The following is an 18621-nucleotide window of genomic DNA, read 5'->3' on the forward strand; positions in this document are numbered from 1 at the left end:
TTATGCAACGTAAAGCGATTACATTTGCTATTCTGACAGCAATGGTCGGTGTGGGAACAGTATTGTCAGGCTGTGGGGAACAAAAAGAGGTTACATCGACAGCTTCGGGTAATTCACAAGGCCAGTCTAGTCCCTTTGAAACCAAATTGAAAATTTCGATGTTTAACCAAGGAACTTTCAATGCTGCTGCTCCGATTCCTCCCCGTGAAGAAGATATCCAACGCCAAATGTTGGAGAAAGCAGTAAATATCGACTTGGAAATGATGATTCCTCAATCAGGGCAAGCAACGACTAAATTAAATACGCTCATTGCTGGCGGAGATATTCCAGATTTGATCTTTTTGAAGAGCCGGGCTGATCTCGCGCAATATTATGACCAAGGCGTTCTTGCGGATTTGACACCGTATCTGGATCAATTTCCTGAATTGCAGAAACGTTTTAGCAACGACTCCTGGGAGGCGATGTCCTATCAGGGAAAAACCATTGGAGTTCCAGGTTATGATAATGTAAACGGTATTAGTCGAAGCTTCTTTATCCGTAATGATTGGCTGAAAAAGCTGAATATGGAAGTGCCAACAACACCTGACGAGCTATTTGAAGTTATGAAAGCCTTTACAGAGAAAGACCCGGACGGCAATGGTAAAAATGATACGTACGGATTCATAGGCGGTATGAATAAAGAAGGCAATCTGCAAACCTATGGCTTCGATAGTTTGATGTGGATGTTTGGTGTCAATCCTCCCTCAGCCATTGATGTGAAAGACAATGAACCAGTGTTCCTGTTTACCGACCCAAAAATGAAAGAAGCACTCGCTTATATCAATAAAATGATGGAAGCTAAAGTTGTAGATCCAGACTGGGTGACGATGAATACTCCCGATTTATTGGACCAAAAGCTATTTAAGGGTAAAGTTGGCTTCATGATAAGAGATGCCCGCAGGCTGGAACCAGATTATCAGCAAAAAATGAAAGAAATCAGTGGAGAGGTGCCGGAATGGATCGTCATTCCTCCAATGACAGGTCCTTATGGTGATCAAATTGTAGAGAGAAAATCGTTCCAAGGCAATTCATGGGCCATATCCAAGAAAGCGGATAAGGACAAAATCATTCGGATCTTGTCCATGCTGAATTATCTCTTTACGGACAAAGAAGCCTATCCGAATTTTGCATACGGAATTAAAGGGATTCATTGGGATTTGGTAGACGGCAAGATCAAAAATAAAACCTCCGAATTATCAAAGGAAATGAAAGAAAAGTACTTATGGGTCGATCATTATAGAATGCCGCGTCGTGGTGATGATGCTGAGTACTTCAGCTTCCAAAATCCGAAGACGGCAGAAGCTTTTGAGAACAATCAGAAATACGTGGCGGCTACGTTGCCCGGGAATTTATTGACTGAAGACCCGAACGATTCATTGGCTGCTGACCGCCAACGCTACATTAATGAAAGCTTGGTCAAATTTATGACTGGCAAAGAGCCTCTTTCGAACTGGGATAATTTCCTCAATACATTGGAAACTAAGTTTGACATGCAGAAGTATAAAGATTCAGTAATCAAGCAATTTAAAGAAGCAGGCTTAATCAAGTAAATCAAACGAAGAGAGCGGCTATAATTAGCCCCTCTCTTTATTGAAATATAAGAAAGTATAAGTTTTACTTTATACTTAATCCTTCTATTTTTCGAAGAAACGCTTATCGTCCTTAAAAAGGACGCCGAAGGCGTTTCTTCTTATCATATGCTATTATTTGTTTATTACAGATTTAAAAGGAAGATGATCGATGCGAAGAAGAATCAGCTTGCCTTTAAAACTATTTTTTATCGTATTTGCATTTGTATTAAGCTGCATAATCTTGATAAGCCAATTGTCTTATCGTTATGTCCAAAAGGAAATAAGAACCTCTGACATTTATTACACCAACCAAATACTTGATAAGATTGATCAGTATTTCACAGTTAATTTTTCCTCCTTCCAGACGATGCTGTTCTCGGTCGAGTCATCGGTGAAAGCCAACATTGACAATCCGGACGTGATTAAAAAGCAATTAAGAGAGCTCTATGAACTCAACAGTAATTACGTCAGTAATATTTATTTGATCAAAAGCGATTTATCTATTCTAGGCGGAAGTACACCTACCCGAATATTTGATGAACCTTTAGCTGAAAGAGAACCATTGTTTGATGCAGCTGACAAGAATAGAAGGATTACATTTGTCAGTGATCCTTACAAATCTAAATATTCCGGCTGGACAGTTACGATGGTCCGATATCTGAACAGTGCTCCGTTTCCTATGGCCATTGCAGTAGATTTAGATCTAAATGCCATTGAAGATACCTTGTTCAAGATTAATAAAAAAGAACAAATGAATCTGGCTCTAATCACCGCATCGGGAAAAATCATTGCCGGATTTTCGGAAAATAAAGGCCCCCTGAATGTTCAAGATCATACTTTTTCAATCGGTGAAACGTCAGCAGAAGAAATTCTGGATACTACAGAAACAAACCTTCAACTGCACACCAAGGAGGGGATTCAAGTCTCCCTTCTAAAAAAACCGACTGAAAAATTCAACTGGACCATCATCTCAATCAACGATGAATCACGCTTGAAAGCTGCTTTATCCAGATTGGAAACCTATTATATCGAGCTTCTAGCTGCTGGTTTTCTCTTAAGTCTGTTCGTTTCCTTCTTTATTGCCAAATATATAAGGAACCCGCTCTATGCACTCAAAACAAAAATGAAGCGGGTGGAGCAAGGCTCCCTCACAACTACAATATCGATTAACCGAAATGATGAGTTTGGAGATCTCTCCCGAGCATTCGATCGTATGCTGCAGCAAATTGTGGAACTGATTCGGGGAGCAGAGCTTCATAACGAACTTGAACGAAAGCTGGAAATTCAAGTGCTGCAGTCTCAAATAAACCCTCATTTTCTGTATAACACGCTTGGTTCTATCAGCAATGTCATACGACTCGGACAAATAGAGAAAGTAGATGTGGTGATCGAGTCTCTCATTTCAATATTGGAATATGGGATAGCCGACGCTTCGGAGAAGGTATCACTGCGTCAGGAATTGCAAAATGTATCAGACTATATCGCGATCCAGAACATCCGCTATAACCGAAACTTCCAATTAATCGAAAATATCGAAGCAGGGCTAATAGATTTTCCGGTTTTTCGAATGCTGTTGCAACCCCTTGTGGAGAATAGTATCTTCCATGGTTATAACGGAGGGGGGATCGAAGGCCCTATTACTATTCATGCGTACAGGGAGGGTGGCAACGTCATCATAGAAGTAGTTGATCAGGGCGAGGGAATTCCAACTGATAAAATAAAGCATATTTTAATTTCAGAACCGGGGGATGTGGAATTGAAAAGGAAAAGAATCGGGTTAAACAATATTCATGACCGAATCAGACTTCACTACGGAGAACAGTTCGGGCTCCAAATCATAAGCATACCTAAGGAAATAACCCGGGTTCGCGCCTTATTCCCAGCAGGCTTGTTTAAAGGAGATGCATGATGATGAGAGACTACACCTGCTTCATTGTTGACGATGAAGATCTAATCATTCAGAGATTGGAATTGTTTTTTCACGAGCGCTCCCTTAGGGATAAGCGATTTCATTTAGTGGGAAAAGCGAATAATGGGCTGAAGGGGATAGAGGAGATCGTAAAGCTTAAGCCGGATATCGTAATATCTGATATCGTCATGCCGCGAATGGATGGGATTTCCATGATTGAGCAGCTAAAGCCAAAGCTTCCCCATACCCAATTCATTCTTTTGACCGCTTATTCATCCTTTGAATACGCCCAGAGAGCTATTCAAGCCAACGTATTGGAGTACATTGTTAAGGTTCCGCTCAGAGATGCGGATTTGGATCGAGCTTTAGATAAGGCAGCCGGGATTTTAAATGAAGTTAAGAAAAAAGAAGCGGAATTTCAATCTTTAAACGTATCCGTGCTTGAAAATAAATATAGAGTCCGCAAGCAATTTTTTAACGAGCTTATCAGAGGCGAAATCCCTTCTCATCGGGCATCAGATTTTGCCAATCGTATGCAGTTCCATTTCTTTCAAGCCAACTATCGCTGCTTTATTGTCGAAATGAATATGTATGAAAGTTTCCGAAATGATTATTCAGCGTCTGATCAGAACATATTGAGGTATGCGATTACAAATATAATCGAAGAAACGGTGATGAATGGTGGCAGTGGTGTAGCTGCGGATCTATCCGATAATCGTTTTATTGGCTTTCTATCCTGGGAAAATAATCGTAGTGATCTGGAAACGGAATATGATTGCCAGACATTGGGGGGGCAGATCGTCTCCCATTTGCATCAATATTTGAATCAAAGGGTATCCGTCGCTTTTGGAGGTCCGCACCGAGGCTGGGAATCCATCAAACAAGCTTACACGGAAGCACAAAATGTGAGTGATGATTTCTATTATCATTCAGAGAAAGTAGTAAAAACACCCATGCATCGGTTCCATTACCATAATGACAGAAAAGAAGAATTTCAGCAGAAATTGGCTGATTTTCTTGCTGGGGTGAAAAGAAAGGTTTCCAAGGAAGAGCTGGAGAAAGCATTTGCTGATCTGAACCAATTTGTTACGGACCATAAAATCCATAAGTCCATCATGGCGCCTATGTTAAGAGACTTGTACAGAGACATTATTGTGAAGTTTAAATCGGGGAACAAGTTGGCCACGGAAGTAGCAGAGTTTCCCATAGAATTTTTAGCTTTTCGGGAGCAGCTTGCCTATATTGGCGACTTTACCTTCGAATATGTACACGCTGGCCAACTTTTACATCGTATAGAAATCATGAGTGCTATGCGGTTTATAGAGAAAAACCTGAAACAGCGATTAACGCTCGAGGCGATTGCCGAGGAAGTGAATTTAGCTCCATCGTATTTTAGCAGCTTATTCAAAAAAACAATGAACGAAGGTGTTATCAGCTACATCAATCGTAAAAAAATCCAATTAGCTCTCGAGCTGTTAAATGTTCAGGATTATTCTATATTGGAATTGTGTGAGGAAGTAGGAATTGTGAATGAAGGTTATTTTTGTAAATTATTTAAAGAATATACGGGTGATACTCCTAAGCAATATCGGATAAAAATGACACGGTATGAATCCAATTAAGGTTGCAAAAAATGTGTGATTTTTTCGCGAAATCATGTAAAAAAAAAGGAAGCAAAAGGATTACCATGATAGAAGGATCTAATCATGGAGGTTATCAAAATGGAGCTTATTAAAGCAGATGTAACCGTCGTCGGCGGAGGTATTGCTGGGATATGCGCTGCTATTGCTGCCGCACGCCAAGGGCTGCAAGTGTCACTTATTAATGATCGACCGGTTCTTGGGGGAAATGCAAGCAGCGAGGTCAGGGTTCATATCAACGGGTCGGCATATCTCGGAAACAGTCCATCCTATTATGCACGCGAAGGAGGGTTGGTGGAAGAACTCAAGTTGAAGATTTTCCACTATAATCCGTTATACAACAAGAAGCTGATGCTTTCGCTTTCGGATACGGTCTTGTTGGATATGGTCTATGCTGAGCCTAACATTTCTCTATTTCTGAATACATGCGTGCATGAGACGGGCATGGAGAACGGCAGAATTAAATGGGTGGAGGGCCTTCAATTGGCTTCCGAAAGGAAATTCCGTTTTGAAAGCCGAACCTATATCGATTGCTCTGGAGATGGAGTTGTCGGATATCAGGCAGGTGCTCTCTTCCGATGGGGGAGAGAAGCGAAACATGAATACAAGGAAGAATTGGCTCCTGAAGTGGCGGACCATTACACCATGGGCGATACGATCCTGTTTCAAGCCCGTGACGTAGGATATTCCGTTCCATACAAAAGACCTGGCTTTGCGTATGATATTACGAAGTTGGCCTTTTTCGATAGTATCAGAAAAGGCTTAAACCATCGGGCTTTTCCAAGAAAAATCAACGGGCTTGGCGGATTGTGGTGGCTGGAATACGGCGGACATATGGATATTATCAAAAATAATGAAGACATCGCGTTGGAGCTGCGGAAATTGGTATACGGGATTTGGGATTATCTCAAAAATAGCGGTGAATTTGATGATGTAGACAATCTCATTTTGGATTATGTATGCCCGATCCCGGGAAAGCGGGAGTCGAGGCGGTTTATTGGGCATCACATGTTGTCTCAGAACGATCTCACAGCAAAGCCGCATTTCGAAGATGCTGTATCCGTCGGTGGATGGTATATGGATTTACATGCTAATAAGGGCATCTACGATGAGGGACCGGCTACAGCTTGGAATTTCGTGCCTGGATTGTACAATATCCCTTTCCGCAGTTTATATTCACGAAATATTCCTAATCTCATGTTCGCTGGTCGCAATATAAGTGCTACCCATGTGGCTTTCGGATCTACAAGGGTTATGGCAACCTGCGGTTGTATGGGGCAGGCGGTTGGAACAGCTGCTTCGTTGTGCTCAAAATATGAGGTAGACCCTGCGGCTATAGTCGAAGCTCATATGGGGGAGCTGCAGGCGCTATTGCTTCGAGACGGACAAACCATTGTAGGCCTTCAAGAGGAATTGGATCCTTACTTCGCTGACGGATTAACTATTCGTGCCTCGTCTCAGCGCAGCTATGACAATCTTCATCCAACCGAAGAGATTTCCTTGGAGAAAGGGTTATGTTTGGTCTTGCCGATTCAGACATCCGTGGCTGAAAGCGTACGGTTCAAAATTAAAAATAGCTCCAAGCATTCGGAAACTCTACATGTGAAGCTTTTTGGCGGGGAACGAAAGGAAAACTACATTCCAACCAGCGAGTTGAGAGACTACCACTTGGTTATTACAGCCGGTCATGACGACTGGATTACGCTAGACTTGGACTGCAAGAAACCGGCTGACGACAAAATCTACATCATATTGGAGGGCACGGCGAGCCTTGCCATATACGGTAATGAAGAGAAATTGACAGGAGCGGTCAGCTTCCACTATAGGCCGGAAGAGCCGTCCAGGCTGAAGAAATTCAATAAAAGCATTTGCTTTAAGGACCTGGTGCCAGCTCAGAATATGTATAGTCCTGAGAATGTTGTCAATGGCTACTCCAGACCTTATGGCCAACCGAATGGCTGGATTTCTGAACATTCGGAAGGACAGGAATGGTTGGAATTCTGTTTTGCAAGCCCCAAAAATCTGGACGAAATCCATCTTGTTTTTAATTCGCAGCTGGATTTGGAGCATTTCAACGACCCGATTGAGTCCCTTATCCAAGATTATGATATGACCTTGACCTTAGAAGACGGAACCGAGAGGACAATCATAACTCGTGGAAATTATCTCACGTTGAATAAACATAAGATAAATGCGAACGGTGTAACCCGAATCCGGATTAATTTCTGCGCAACTTATGGTTCGCCTTATTTTGAAGTGTTTGCTGTAAAATTGTTTGCTCCTAAAATCGATAAATGAGGACAGGTGAAGTCACGATGAAGGAATTATTCCCTCGTAAAGGGCTCCCCAATATAATTCAAAAATTGGAAAATGGGGATACCGTAACAATCGTCTATTTCGGCGGCAGTAATACACGTTCTGAAGGCTACAGGGTTATGACGGCGGATTGGCTTCGTAAGCAATATCCTAAGGCGGATATCCGCTCTGTGAATGCAGGCATTGATGGGACAGGATCGGATTTGGGCTGTGCCCGTTTGGAGACAGATGTACTGCGTCATCGACCTGATCTAGTATTTGTTGAATTTGTCGGTAATGATGGCGGAGATCCCGAATCCAAGGCGCGGATCGAAGGGATTGTCCGTCAGATCCGCAAGCGGAGCCGGTTTACTGATATCCTGTTCGTTTATACGCTGAAGGAGCGGGATGTGGCCTTATTTCAGTCTGGAGAATACCAGAAGGGGGCTCTAATGCAAGAGGAAGTGGCCGACTATTACGGTATTCCTTCGATTCATCTGGGCGTAGCGGTCAGTCACTTGGTGTCGGAGGGAAAACTCGTTTTCACCTCAAGGGAAGACGTGTCCATTTCCGGAGCCGTTGTTTTTACACATGATTCGATCCATCCGACTATTCCCGAAGGACATCAGATTTACACGGATACGATCACCCGGTCATTTGAGAAAATTAGAGAACTTCAGGATCATCCAGGAAGGTCAGTACATCACTTACCTCAGAATCCGTTGGTCCCGGCTAATCCTTGGGAATATGCGAGCATGCTGTCATTGGATAGTCTTACCGATTTTTCCGCAGGATGGTCTTACATGACTCCCGATGATTGTGCTTTAGTACGCGAGTACAATTGGTTGTTCCCCGGCCTGTGGCGAGCAGTCGATCCTGGAGAGGCTATTACGGTGCAGTTCGAGGGAACCCATATCGGGTTATTCGATATCGGGGGGCCTGATTCTGGCAGATTGAAGGTGTCGGTGGATGGTGGGGAACCCTTTATTGTCGATCGATTCACACTACACAACGATCATAATCGTAATCAGTATGTATTCTTGCCGGAGCTCCCGAATGGGAAACATACGGTGCGCTTCGAAGTCGATACCGAAAAGACAGACAAAGCGGCTGTATTTGAGGCATGCGGCAATGAACGAAGTATTGAGCATGTTCGGCAGCATCCAGATTGGTATGATCAAACGGTGATCCAGCTTGGAAAGTTGTTATTGGTGCAGCCGCCATTATAATTAATCATAAGGTTTTCTCCAATTGAAAGACCTATATCATACTGACTGCAGTTGAGCGGCCAGTTATGATGTAGGTCTCTTTTTAAAGGAAGACAATGTCGTTTCTTCTTGCTTAAAATCTTATAAGAAATTCTTGAAATCAAAGAAATTTCACAGTGATGTGACATGCTATGATAAAAACGACGGAGCGGGATTAGCCAGAAGAATACGGCTGATTGCTTCTTTATGATCTTCGAACAAAGGAGGGTTTTATTATTTTGAAAGCGTTATCAACTTAAGGGAGGCTGTGAGTTGTATGATAAAAAGGAAGCTGTTTTTCTTAATCGTTTTCATCGTGACGATATTAGTTCCTTTCAGCCTAGACGGAATAAGGACCGCTTATGCAGAGACCTTACCGTATAAGACGATTATCATCGATGACGGGAGCATCACGATCAATGATGTTGTGACACCTGATGTGGGTAACGAGAACAACGGATATTCGGCTCCAAATTGGACCACAAGTACCGGGGTGAAGGGGTATGATAACTCCAGCTCCAAATATACGAGTACAGCAGGCAGAACGATATCATGGAATCCACGATTGGAAGCAGGAACGGCGAGAATTTCGTTATACAAGCTTAACTGGGAAGATAAAGCGGATAGCAATGTAAAAATTGAAATCGTCCACAATGGAACGACGGATGTTCTCTTTATGGATTTGAGACCTTCATTTGGCGCTTCTGTGGGATGGGTTGATTTGGGAGAGTACTATTTTTCCGGAGTTGGTAACGAATTTGTTAGATTAACTCGGTCTACCAGCACAACCAGCACGATACTTACTCGTGCAGATGCGGTCAAGTTCGAAGGGAATATTCAGCAAAAAAAGCCTCATAAGACGATCATCATTGATGATGGAAGCCTCACGATTGATGATGTCGTCACCACTGATGTAGATAACGCAAATAACGGGTTCTCCGCTCCTGATTGGACTACAAGTACGGGAGTGAAGGGATATAATAATTCTAGTTCCAAATTTACCGATGCAGTAGGAAGAAGCATCACATGGAATCCGCGATTAGAAGCAGGGACGGCGAAAATTTCATTCAACAAGCTTGATTGGGCGGATAAAGCAGACAGTAATGTTAAAATCGAAATTGTTCACAATGGGATTACGGATGTCATGTTTATGGATCTGAGACCCTCGTCGGGGCCATCGGCCGGATGGGTTGATTTGGGGTCCTATTATTTCAGTGGTGATGATAGCGAATTTGTCAGACTGACTCGAACACAACCTACGACCGGAAAAATCATTACGCGGGCCGATGCGGTCAAATTTGAAGGGAATATACGGCAGCAAGCTCCGCCGTTGCCTCCGCTGCGCAGCCGTACATTGGCGAATCTCAGTTACACGGAAAAAGGCAGCATCGAGAATGCCAGCTATAAGGCTACCTTTTATGAAGCTGCTTGGGATGAAGGCAAAACCATCGTTCGTGATATGTTCTACAAGGATACGGATACGGGGAACTGGATGCCTGTTAATAATGTGGCGGAAAGACTTGAAGAACAATGGGTCTTATTGGATGGGAATGCGGGGAGTCGAACCAATTATTACGATACGATGAACAAACGCTGGATTACATTCGACGAGATCAATTTCCCAGACAGCCACACGGCGATATTAACCGATTCTTCACATGAAAGCGATTACGATTTACAAGTGAACTGGTCTATGTCAGGGGACAAACCTGATGTTTCCTTCGCCTTTACACCTCGCAAGGATGGCAATTATGTAATCGGTTATCAGTCCTTCACAACAGAGCAAATCTCAGACGTCAATGAAGTGTTAAATGGTTTCAGATCACACGCCAAAATGGTAGGTTCAGTGGAATCAACAAGCTTAAGGGAACTAAGCGCTCCGATGAGTCTAATTGAGAAGAATGACGGTTCGGGGAATCCATTGACATATGGGGTATTTGTACCGTCGGATGAGCTTCCGGTTGAATTTGAACCGACGGGAGGCGTTACTAAGCAAAGGCTTGGCATGAGCCTTGTCAACAACGAAGGCAGCGTGCAGCCAATCTTGTACGCTCCTCAATTAGGGACCTATTCTCAAATGAACGCAGAAAGCACTTATCAATTTCATATGGGACTAATCACTCAAAAAAGCAAATTGTATGAGTCCTACGCGGATATTCTTCGCAAAGAGTACGGTTATTCTGCTTACCGGGAAAATGTATCAGATCAGTCGCTTACTGACGCGATGTTCAATATGATCGATTTACTTAAGATAGAGCCGCAAGGGGATGACTCTGTTGATTATGTCCCGTCAGCCAGCGGGTGGTGGAGCCGTGCCAAGGGCTTTATTGACATCGAAAACGAGGATAGCGTTCGAACAAGCTCGAATGCAGTTCTTTTGGGGGCTTACTATTTGACTGGGGATGACCAGCTCTACGATACGAGAGCATTGCCGTCCGTCCAGTATGGCTTATCGCGAAATGGTATAGGCTGGTCGCCTACGCAAAAGCCAGTATACGGTGTGCCGTCGTTATGGAAAATGGCAACCTTGCCGTTTGATTTTTCAAGCGTAACCGCTCTCAATCAGATGATGGGTACTTCGGCAGGAATTGGAGCACTGGCACAGGAAGAATACCTCGTGCGTGATCCTGACCAGAAAGACCGGGGTCCTGTCATTCAACCCCTGATGATGTATCGTATGACGGGAGATACGCAGTATTTACAGGCTGCCAAGGATGCAGCCGACAGCTATATCATGCAGCAAATTGATACGCCTGCATCCGTCAATGTGAGTAAAAATGAGTTCATTTATTATTATAGCAAGCTGTGGATGGAGATCTTGGAGCTTTACGAGGAAACTCAGGATCCCAAATACTTGAATGCTGCTTATAAGGAAGCCAAACGGTATGCAACGATGTTCGTTGCTCGTCCGGTTCCTGAAGGTAGCGTTACGATTCCGCAGCCTGAGACGTATAATTACGCGGAGTCGTTCCATTGGCCGGAAAGTGGTAAATATCAATATCCTCGGATCAAGCTCCCAGAAGATGTAGCCGGAGGCGTACAAGCGGATAGTTGGCTTGTTTCTCCCAATGGATTGACGTTTGAAGCGGGAAGTACAACTGGCTATTATCGGATGAATGCTCAGGAAGCTCCATTCATGCTGAGATTGTCGCTCTATACAGGTGATAAACTGCTGCAGGATATTGCTCATAATGCAGTTATTGGACGATATTCTAGTTATCCAGGTTATTACTATAAGGGCTTCGCCGTTAGCCAACTTGAGCCAGAGTTTCCTCTGGAAGGCCCAAGCGGGGCTACATCCATCTATTATCACCATATCCCGGGACAGCTCGGGCAAACGATGGATTATTTGATCAGCGAACAAACGTTGAAATCGAATGGTAGTATTACATTTCCTTCTGTTTTTGAAACTAATTTTTTATGGTTCAAATATCACCTCTATGGAAATAAACCAGGGAATTTTTACGGTAATTCCGACGTTTGGCTCTGGATGCCCAAGGGGATTATCAAGACCAACCATCCTCAATTGAACTGGATAACGGGAGAGAGCGGGAATAAATTCTACATCGGGTTAAGCAACGAATCATCAGCTGAAGTCCAGACTCCGATCGAATTGAATGCGCAAATCATTGGGTTCAACCCGGCACAAGATTATACCGTAACCATCATCCGCGACAATGGCACACCAGAGCAAGCGGTTATGAGTGGTGGAATCATTCAAGCCACGGTTTCAAGCAAAGGAATAACCGCTATCATTGTAGAAGGACTCAACATTGATGTGCCGCTGCACCAGGTCAGAACTGCTGATACATCGGATGCAAGCTATTTCTTCGATATCCACAGTCCAATAGATGCGGTTAAAGGTATGCTGATCGTCAAGCCCGACGAAACGGCCTATGATGCTTATGTGCAGGCAAAAACGACAAAACCAGCGACGATCCATTATTCCTTGGATGGCGGAGTAACGTATACAACCATTCTAGATACGATCTATCCGATGGAATGGTCGATACGGGTAAACGATTTATCCCAAACCTTCACTTATTATGTGGAATCGGATGGGAAACAGACCCGCAAGCGGACACTCTATTTGCCTGATCAAGTACAAGAAACTCCAGTTCAACCGGATTGGCAGGAGAGTTCATCGATCATTGTGGATAATACGGAGGCAGAGACAGAAGGCGTCTGGATACGGGATACAACGGCTAACGACTATTACTATGATAACTATGTGTACGCCAAATCGACTGCCGGCACAGCGACAAGCAGAATTAAATGGCGGCCTGAGCTGCCGGAAAGTGTTACTTACAGTGTGTATTACAAGCTTCCGCAAATAACCGCTACAAGTGAAAATTGGGCAACGAATGCCTCATTTACCGTTTATTATAGTGGAGGCTCCGAGACGGTTACCGTTGATGAGACAACGGCCAATGGGACTTGGGTGCACCTGGGAGATTATCCTTTTGCAGCAGGCGATAGCGGATATGTCGAATTAACCAATAAGGCCAACAAGTCACGGGTAGTTGCCGATGCGATGATGTGGGTGGATCCAAACAGTATGCCGCAATTGGAGTCTGTGGTGATCCTGTCGGATCGGGGTGAACTGCAAATGACTCAAACCGCACAACTAAGCGTAACCGGCTATTTGGATAACGGTCTGATTGGTGATCTATCACAGGCAAATGTGCAGTATTTCGTTGATCGAACCGATCTGGCTGAAGTGGACAGTAGCGGTATGTTGACCCTTCTAAGTCTCGACGGAGAAACGGATCATATTGAGGTATGGGCCACTGTAACGATTGACGGGGTGACCTTAACAACACCTTCTATGACAATTGCGATCAGGGACTTAACGGTTATTGTTGACAGCACGAATACGACTGGGTTATACACGACAGAAGGATCTTGGAGCCAAAGCAATTTAGCTGGATACAAAATTGGGGTTAAGTCCCGTTATTCTACCGTTCAAGGTTCATCAGCGACGTGGAAAGGCCAGTTCCCAGAGGGGAAATATACGGTCTCCATTTACAAGCTCGTCCATACGACGGCAAACGATAACTATGTCAAAGTGGAAGTGAAGCATCAGTCGGTTACCGAGGTTACGTATATTGATGCAACCGTCGGCTCATCAGGTTGGGTTAATCTAGGAACGTTCGACTTTACTGGAGACGGCAGCGAGTACGTTCGTCTAACCAGGGTTACTCCGACAACGGTAGATCCGCCAACTCTACCTGCCGATATGATTTATACGAGGGCTGATGCAGTCAAGTTCGAACGGCATTCCGTTAGCCCGGAATTGCTTGCAAATGGGGTGCCAGGTAAACCGATACTTTCGAATAATAGCGGTGTTGCGACAGGTATAAATGATGGCAATTATGAGGTTACAATGAATATGTGGTGGGGAAACAATGGCTCACTGTATAAGTTGTACGAGAATGGTCAATTGATCCAAACGAAGTCACTGGCCGATGTTTCGCCAGCCGCCCAGACTTCCATTATTCCTATTCAAGGAAAGCCGAATGGAACCTATGTGTATACATGTGAGTTATCGAATTTGTATGGAACGACTTCATGTGATCCACACACCGTCACCGTGGCTGAGGCGAATCCCGGCAAACCTGTGTTGTCTAGTGACAACTGGGATCAAGATGGCGACTATAGTATTACTGCTAATATGTGGTGGGGCACGAACGCAGAACAGTATCGATTATATGAAATGGCGAACTTATTGAAACGCAATCTTTATCTTCACAAACACCAAGTGCTCAATCGGCCATTACACAAATTTCAGGAAAATCTCCTGGCATCTATCAATATCGCGGTGAGTTTATGAATGGAAGTGGAACAACGGAAAGTGATACGATACAGATTATTGTAAAATAAACTTATGAGCTGAGTGGATGAGAACAATCCATTCGGCTTTTTTATTTCCTGGAATTTAGTATGATCTATTTTTCTATATTCGAAGTGAAGTCCAATATGTCTGTGTATCCAGTGGTAATATGGTTTATAGAACCGTCGCTGGCTTAAACAAACAAAGCCTGACGGATTCATATCCGCCAGGCTTTGTTCAACTAAGAGCCGTAAACCTCAAAATCGAATATCGAATATCCGTATACGGTACCTCTAGCAGTACACAGCACTCTGACGTAACGTCCACTATTTGCAGTAAATGTAATATCGTCAATAGAACCATTACCGGTCGTTGTTACGTAAACATCCGTCCATGTTGTTGCGTTATTAGATACCTGAACTTTGTAGCCTTTAGCGTAAGCGTCTTCCCAATTCAACTTGACGCGGTTCACACTTTGGGTTGTACCCAAATCGACATAAATCCATTCATTATTGCTTCCTTCCATGCTAGCCCAACGGGTAGTAGAGTTGCCGTCTGTTGCCTTGGAAGCTTCAAATCCTGCACCTTCGATAGAGCTGGCTACCGCTGTCTTGCCTAGCGCAAGGTTGGTGCTGTCAGAAGGAGTTGGATTTGTATTTGCTATAGCGGTATTGCTGTTAGCAGACAGGTTGCCTGCGGCATCTACAGCTTTCACCGTATAGCTGTAAGCTGTAGCTGCGGTAAGACCGGTATCGCTAAAGGATGTGTCTGTAGGTGTGCCTACTTCCAAACCGCCACGCAATACCCGATAGCCGGTTACTCCGACATTATCCGTGGAAGGAGTCCAACTCAGACTGATTTGGCTGCTTGAAGTTGCTGTTGCGGTCAGATTCGTTGGATCTGAGGGAGCTTGTGTATCCGCAGCACTGTAGGTAGGCTTCCACCAGTTACCCGAGATGAACAGTAGGTTCAGCATGTTAAAGGAGTCGCTGAAGTAGCTTTCCTTTTTATTCTTCATCCAGTCCCATCCTGCATTGACCCAAGCTTGATGCGTGCTGGTAGTCGTCGCTGCGGAGATGAAAGGCGCTACGAATACCGCTGTTGCATAAGTACCACGATTCGCACCGTTCAATTGGTAACCGTCCTTCACATTGTTCGGATTGTTGCTTGCTTTTCCTTTGATCCATACCACCATTTTATTGGCAATATCCTTTCCACGGGTATCTCCGTACAAGGCGTAATCCATTACGATACGAAGCGGTACACGGCTTGCATTGTAGTTATATTCATTTGTTTCAGGGAACTCTTCCAAATAATTTTGAGGAGCCGGCTTAGGCGGGTTTCCTACCACGAAGTCCGATATCAGGCCTGTTCTAGACGAATAAGCTGCAGTAAATTGGCTATATACGTTATACAGATTGTTGATGACATTTAGCCAAGTTGAATCTCCAGTTACTTCATTGAAAGCCCGTAGATGGCTGAGCATCCAGTCGGAGGGACGCGTATTCAAGGCGCTCTTCGTATCCCAGTCACCAAGGTTCAGTCTGTTGTTAGTTGTCACATTGCTAAGCTTAATAGCGCCAATCATCTTTTTGGCTTCAGCCAAATAATTGATCGTTCCGGTCGAGCCCCATTGGCGATCGGCTAGAATAAGGGAGTAAGCGATATCAAGGTCCCCGTCTGTTGCCGAACCGAAGTGTCCTTGAGCCCCAGTATTATCTGCTACTACCCATCCCATCAGGTTCGGGTTGTTAGAGCTCTTGAATGCTCTGGCCGTTTTGAACAAACCGTCATAGATTATTCTGGAATTCGTATCGTAACCGGCCATAAGCACAGTAATGACCATACCGTATCCTTGGCCTTCCGATGTGCCTAGCGGATCGAAGCCGTCCGCTTCGCCAGTAATATCACCTTTTACATAGTATCCTCCTGGCAGCGAGGATAAGTTGTTTTTAAGATAAGTAGCCTTCCAGTAGTCATAGTAGGAAGCTACTGAACTGTTCAACGAGGATTGACTGACGTGGTTTGGTTTAATGATACCCGGATAACTGACTTGTTGAGGAAACGGTTTCAATTCACCCGCTCCATGAGCTTTTGGTTGAAGCGGTGCAGGTGCGGCTAATGTCGATAGAAGCATAACCGCCGAAAGCATAACAAGTAACATCACTTTCATTGTGCCTGAGGTCGATTTCAATGAGTACATAAAAATTCCTCCTTAAGTGATGGTTAGTTTAATTAACGTCAATGAATTCTCCTTCCCTATAGAATGATCTAATAAGTGCTACACATGCCTATAAAGTTTAAGCGCTTTAACTTTAAGGCGGAAGTGACATTTCACTTATATGCTGAAGAGATTTGAAGATACACGCTTTGATAAGGAATCATCGCATCCTCAACGTCACTATTATCACTTTCATTGTGCCTGAGGTCGATTTCAATGAGTACACAAAAATTCCTCCTTAAGTGATGCTTAGTTTAATTAACGTCAATGAATCCTCCTTCCCTATAGAATGATCTCCAAAGTAAGACGCTTAACAATTAGTGCTACACATGCCTATAAAGTTTAAGCGCTTTAACTTTAAGGTGTAAGTGACACTTCACTTATATGCTAAAGAGATTTGAAGATATGCGCTTCAATAGGAAATCATCGCATCCTCAACGTCACTTTTCACCTATAGGTAGAAATTGCTAACCCAGCAGCATTACTTATGCTCAAATGTATCACAACTATTTTCGCCGTGTCTAGGTGTTTGTAAATAAAATTTAAAAATTAATATTCATAAATAAAAGCGTTTACACCAAACGACAGTTCCTTTTTAAGATATTGATCCCCTAGCACACACAAAGTTGCGAACTAGGACTGTTTTTTATAAGTCAAATTTGTTCTAATTCAGTCTAAATAAGCGCTTACATTAGGGGGTGGCTAAACTTACAATAATGTCTAACCATTTAAATTTGGGAACTTCTCCTGCAACGGAGAAGAATTTCACTGTCATGGCTTTCATGCAAAGCTAGGTTGAATATTGGAGAGGAGGCTGTCATGGGGATTACAAGACGAAAACCAACAGTGATTATCTTGTTTACCGCTCTGATTGTTCTTGCTTTACTCATGTTGGGCTTAACTAACAAAAAGGTGGAACTGCCTGAAAATTGGATATTTACAGTAGATGGATACGCCGTAACAGAGGAAGAATTTCAATCTTTTGTCAAAGAGCAGAGAGCTATAACGGTAGACTATTTCTTCAGAACTTATGGGGTCCAAGTAGATGAGGGCTTCTGGACATATCAATACGGCAAAAATCATGAAACCCCCTCTGAATACGCCAAAAATTCTGCGATGACAGCATTGCTAATGTCCAAGCAGGAGCAATTTATTGCAGACAAGCGAGGAATCGCCCCTTACCAAAGCTTTGATGAGCTTAAATCCGACATGCAAGAAGAAAATGTTAAGCGAGCTAAGATGGATGATTCAGGAGAGACTTACTATGGGTTGCCTCAGTTTGATTTATATCAATACATGCAATATTTAAGTGGCGCCCGTTGGCCGGATTTGATAGAAACCCAGGTAAAGAAAACGAAAATGAGCGACGCCCAGTTACAAGTTGAGTATGCATCAAAAAGTGCGGATTATATTCGTGTAGCTGATAAATTAACGGCTGCGTTAGCGACAGCGGGACAAGTCAAAGAAGAGAAAGTGCTAAATCGTTTAGATATATCCAAAGAAGATACCGAGTCTCTTAAGTTCTGGGAGTCTTTAGCTGCTGCTTCTGTAGGTGAGACAGTAATCGGTAAATATATGGGTGAGGATGTCGTTGCTACATTAACCACAAAACCGGAAATCACCAAGCTTAAACTGGAAGAAGTGAAAGATTCCATTCTATACGGATCGGCGGAGTCTGACTTGCGCGCGTTAATTGCAAATACGAATGAATTGAAGATCGTGTATAACGGTAATCGATTCAGTGAGTTTGTAGTGAACTAGAATAGTTAGTTTTTAAGTTTATAAAAATCTATGTCTATTGAGACTTCCATAGATACAGATTTTTTATAAAGTATAAATTTATTAATTTCAAAGGGAGGAAATTTT

The 18621-nt window shown here is 43.4% G+C and carries 8 protein-coding genes and 1 pseudogene; 7 read left to right on the top strand and 2 right to left on the bottom strand.

The features are described 5' to 3' along the window. The first annotated feature begins 2 nt into the window (after positions 1 to 2). The 6 genes from NST58_RS16990 to NST58_RS17015 all read left to right on the top strand — a co-directional run bounded on the left by NST58_RS16990 (position 3) and on the right by NST58_RS17015 (position 14534). On the top strand, positions 3 to 1589 hold the full coding sequence (locus NST58_RS16990; RefSeq protein ID WP_036677074.1) for an extracellular solute-binding protein: 1587 nt from the start codon (positions 3 to 5) through the stop codon (positions 1587 to 1589). 190 nt (positions 1590 to 1779) lie between these two features. Beyond that, a complete protein-coding gene (locus NST58_RS16995) occupies positions 1780 to 3519 on the top strand; it encodes a histidine kinase (RefSeq protein WP_339243592.1) in 1740 nt (579 codons plus the stop codon). Further along, positions 3516 to 5141, top strand: a complete 1626-nt coding sequence (locus NST58_RS17000; RefSeq protein WP_339243594.1) for a response regulator — start codon at positions 3516 to 3518, stop codon at positions 5139 to 5141. Before NST58_RS16995 ends, NST58_RS17000 begins: the two co-directional genes overlap by 4 nt. Positions 5142 to 5225: 84 nt before the next feature. Then, positions 5226 to 7457: an FAD-dependent oxidoreductase gene (locus tag NST58_RS17005; protein WP_339243596.1), complete on the top strand. Its 2232-nt coding sequence runs from the start codon at positions 5226 to 5228 to the stop codon at positions 7455 to 7457. Positions 7458 to 7474: 17 nt separating this feature from the next. Beyond that, complete coding sequence (locus tag NST58_RS17010; RefSeq protein WP_076126551.1) at positions 7475 to 8683, top strand: SGNH/GDSL hydrolase family protein; 1209 nt, start codon at positions 7475 to 7477, stop codon at positions 8681 to 8683. A 295-nt stretch (positions 8684 to 8978) separates the two neighbouring features. Beyond that, complete coding sequence (locus tag NST58_RS17015) at positions 8979 to 14534, top strand: hypothetical protein (protein ID WP_339243598.1); 5556 nt, start codon at positions 8979 to 8981, stop codon at positions 14532 to 14534. A 241-nt stretch (positions 14535 to 14775) separates the two neighbouring features. On the opposite strand, the gene NST58_RS17020 is transcribed toward NST58_RS17015, so the two are convergent. Further along, positions 14776 to 15492, bottom strand: coding sequence for a discoidin domain-containing protein (locus tag NST58_RS17020; RefSeq protein WP_339248780.1), 717 nt, complete (start codon positions 15490 to 15492; stop codon positions 14776 to 14778). Further along, positions 15469 to 16617: pseudogene (locus NST58_RS17025) on the bottom strand (glycosyl hydrolase family 8); the annotation flags it as partial. The pseudogene NST58_RS17025 and the gene NST58_RS17020, both read right to left, overlap by 24 nt. Before the next feature lie 957 nt (positions 16618 to 17574). On the opposite strand from NST58_RS17025, the gene NST58_RS17030 reads away from it, so the two are divergent. Next, positions 17575 to 18516: a hypothetical protein gene (locus NST58_RS17030; RefSeq protein ID WP_339243599.1), complete on the top strand. Its 942-nt coding sequence runs from the start codon at positions 17575 to 17577 to the stop codon at positions 18514 to 18516. The last annotated feature ends 105 nt before the right edge of the window (positions 18517 to 18621 follow it).

Source organism: Paenibacillus sp. FSL R10-2796, from assembly GCF_037965315.1.
Taxonomy (GTDB): Bacteria; Bacillota; Bacilli; order Paenibacillales; family Paenibacillaceae; genus Paenibacillus_AQ; species Paenibacillus_AQ odorifer.

Coding starts and splice junctions, on each gene's coding strand:
- NST58_RS16990 (WP_036677074.1), top strand. CDS start 3: ATGCAACGTAAAGCGATTACATTTGCTATTCTGACAGCAATGGTCGGT.
- NST58_RS16995 (WP_339243592.1), top strand. CDS start 1,780: ATGCGAAGAAGAATCAGCTTGCCTTTAAAACTATTTTTTATCGTATTT.
- NST58_RS17000 (WP_339243594.1), top strand. CDS start 3,516: ATGATGATGAGAGACTACACCTGCTTCATTGTTGACGATGAAGATCTA.
- NST58_RS17005 (WP_339243596.1), top strand. CDS start 5,226: ATGGAGGTTATCAAAATGGAGCTTATTAAAGCAGATGTAACCGTCGTC.
- NST58_RS17010 (WP_076126551.1), top strand. CDS start 7,475: ATGAAGGAATTATTCCCTCGTAAAGGGCTCCCCAATATAATTCAAAAA.
- NST58_RS17015 (WP_339243598.1), top strand. CDS start 8,979: ATGATAAAAAGGAAGCTGTTTTTCTTAATCGTTTTCATCGTGACGATA.
- NST58_RS17030 (WP_339243599.1), top strand. CDS start 17,575: ATGGGGATTACAAGACGAAAACCAACAGTGATTATCTTGTTTACCGCT.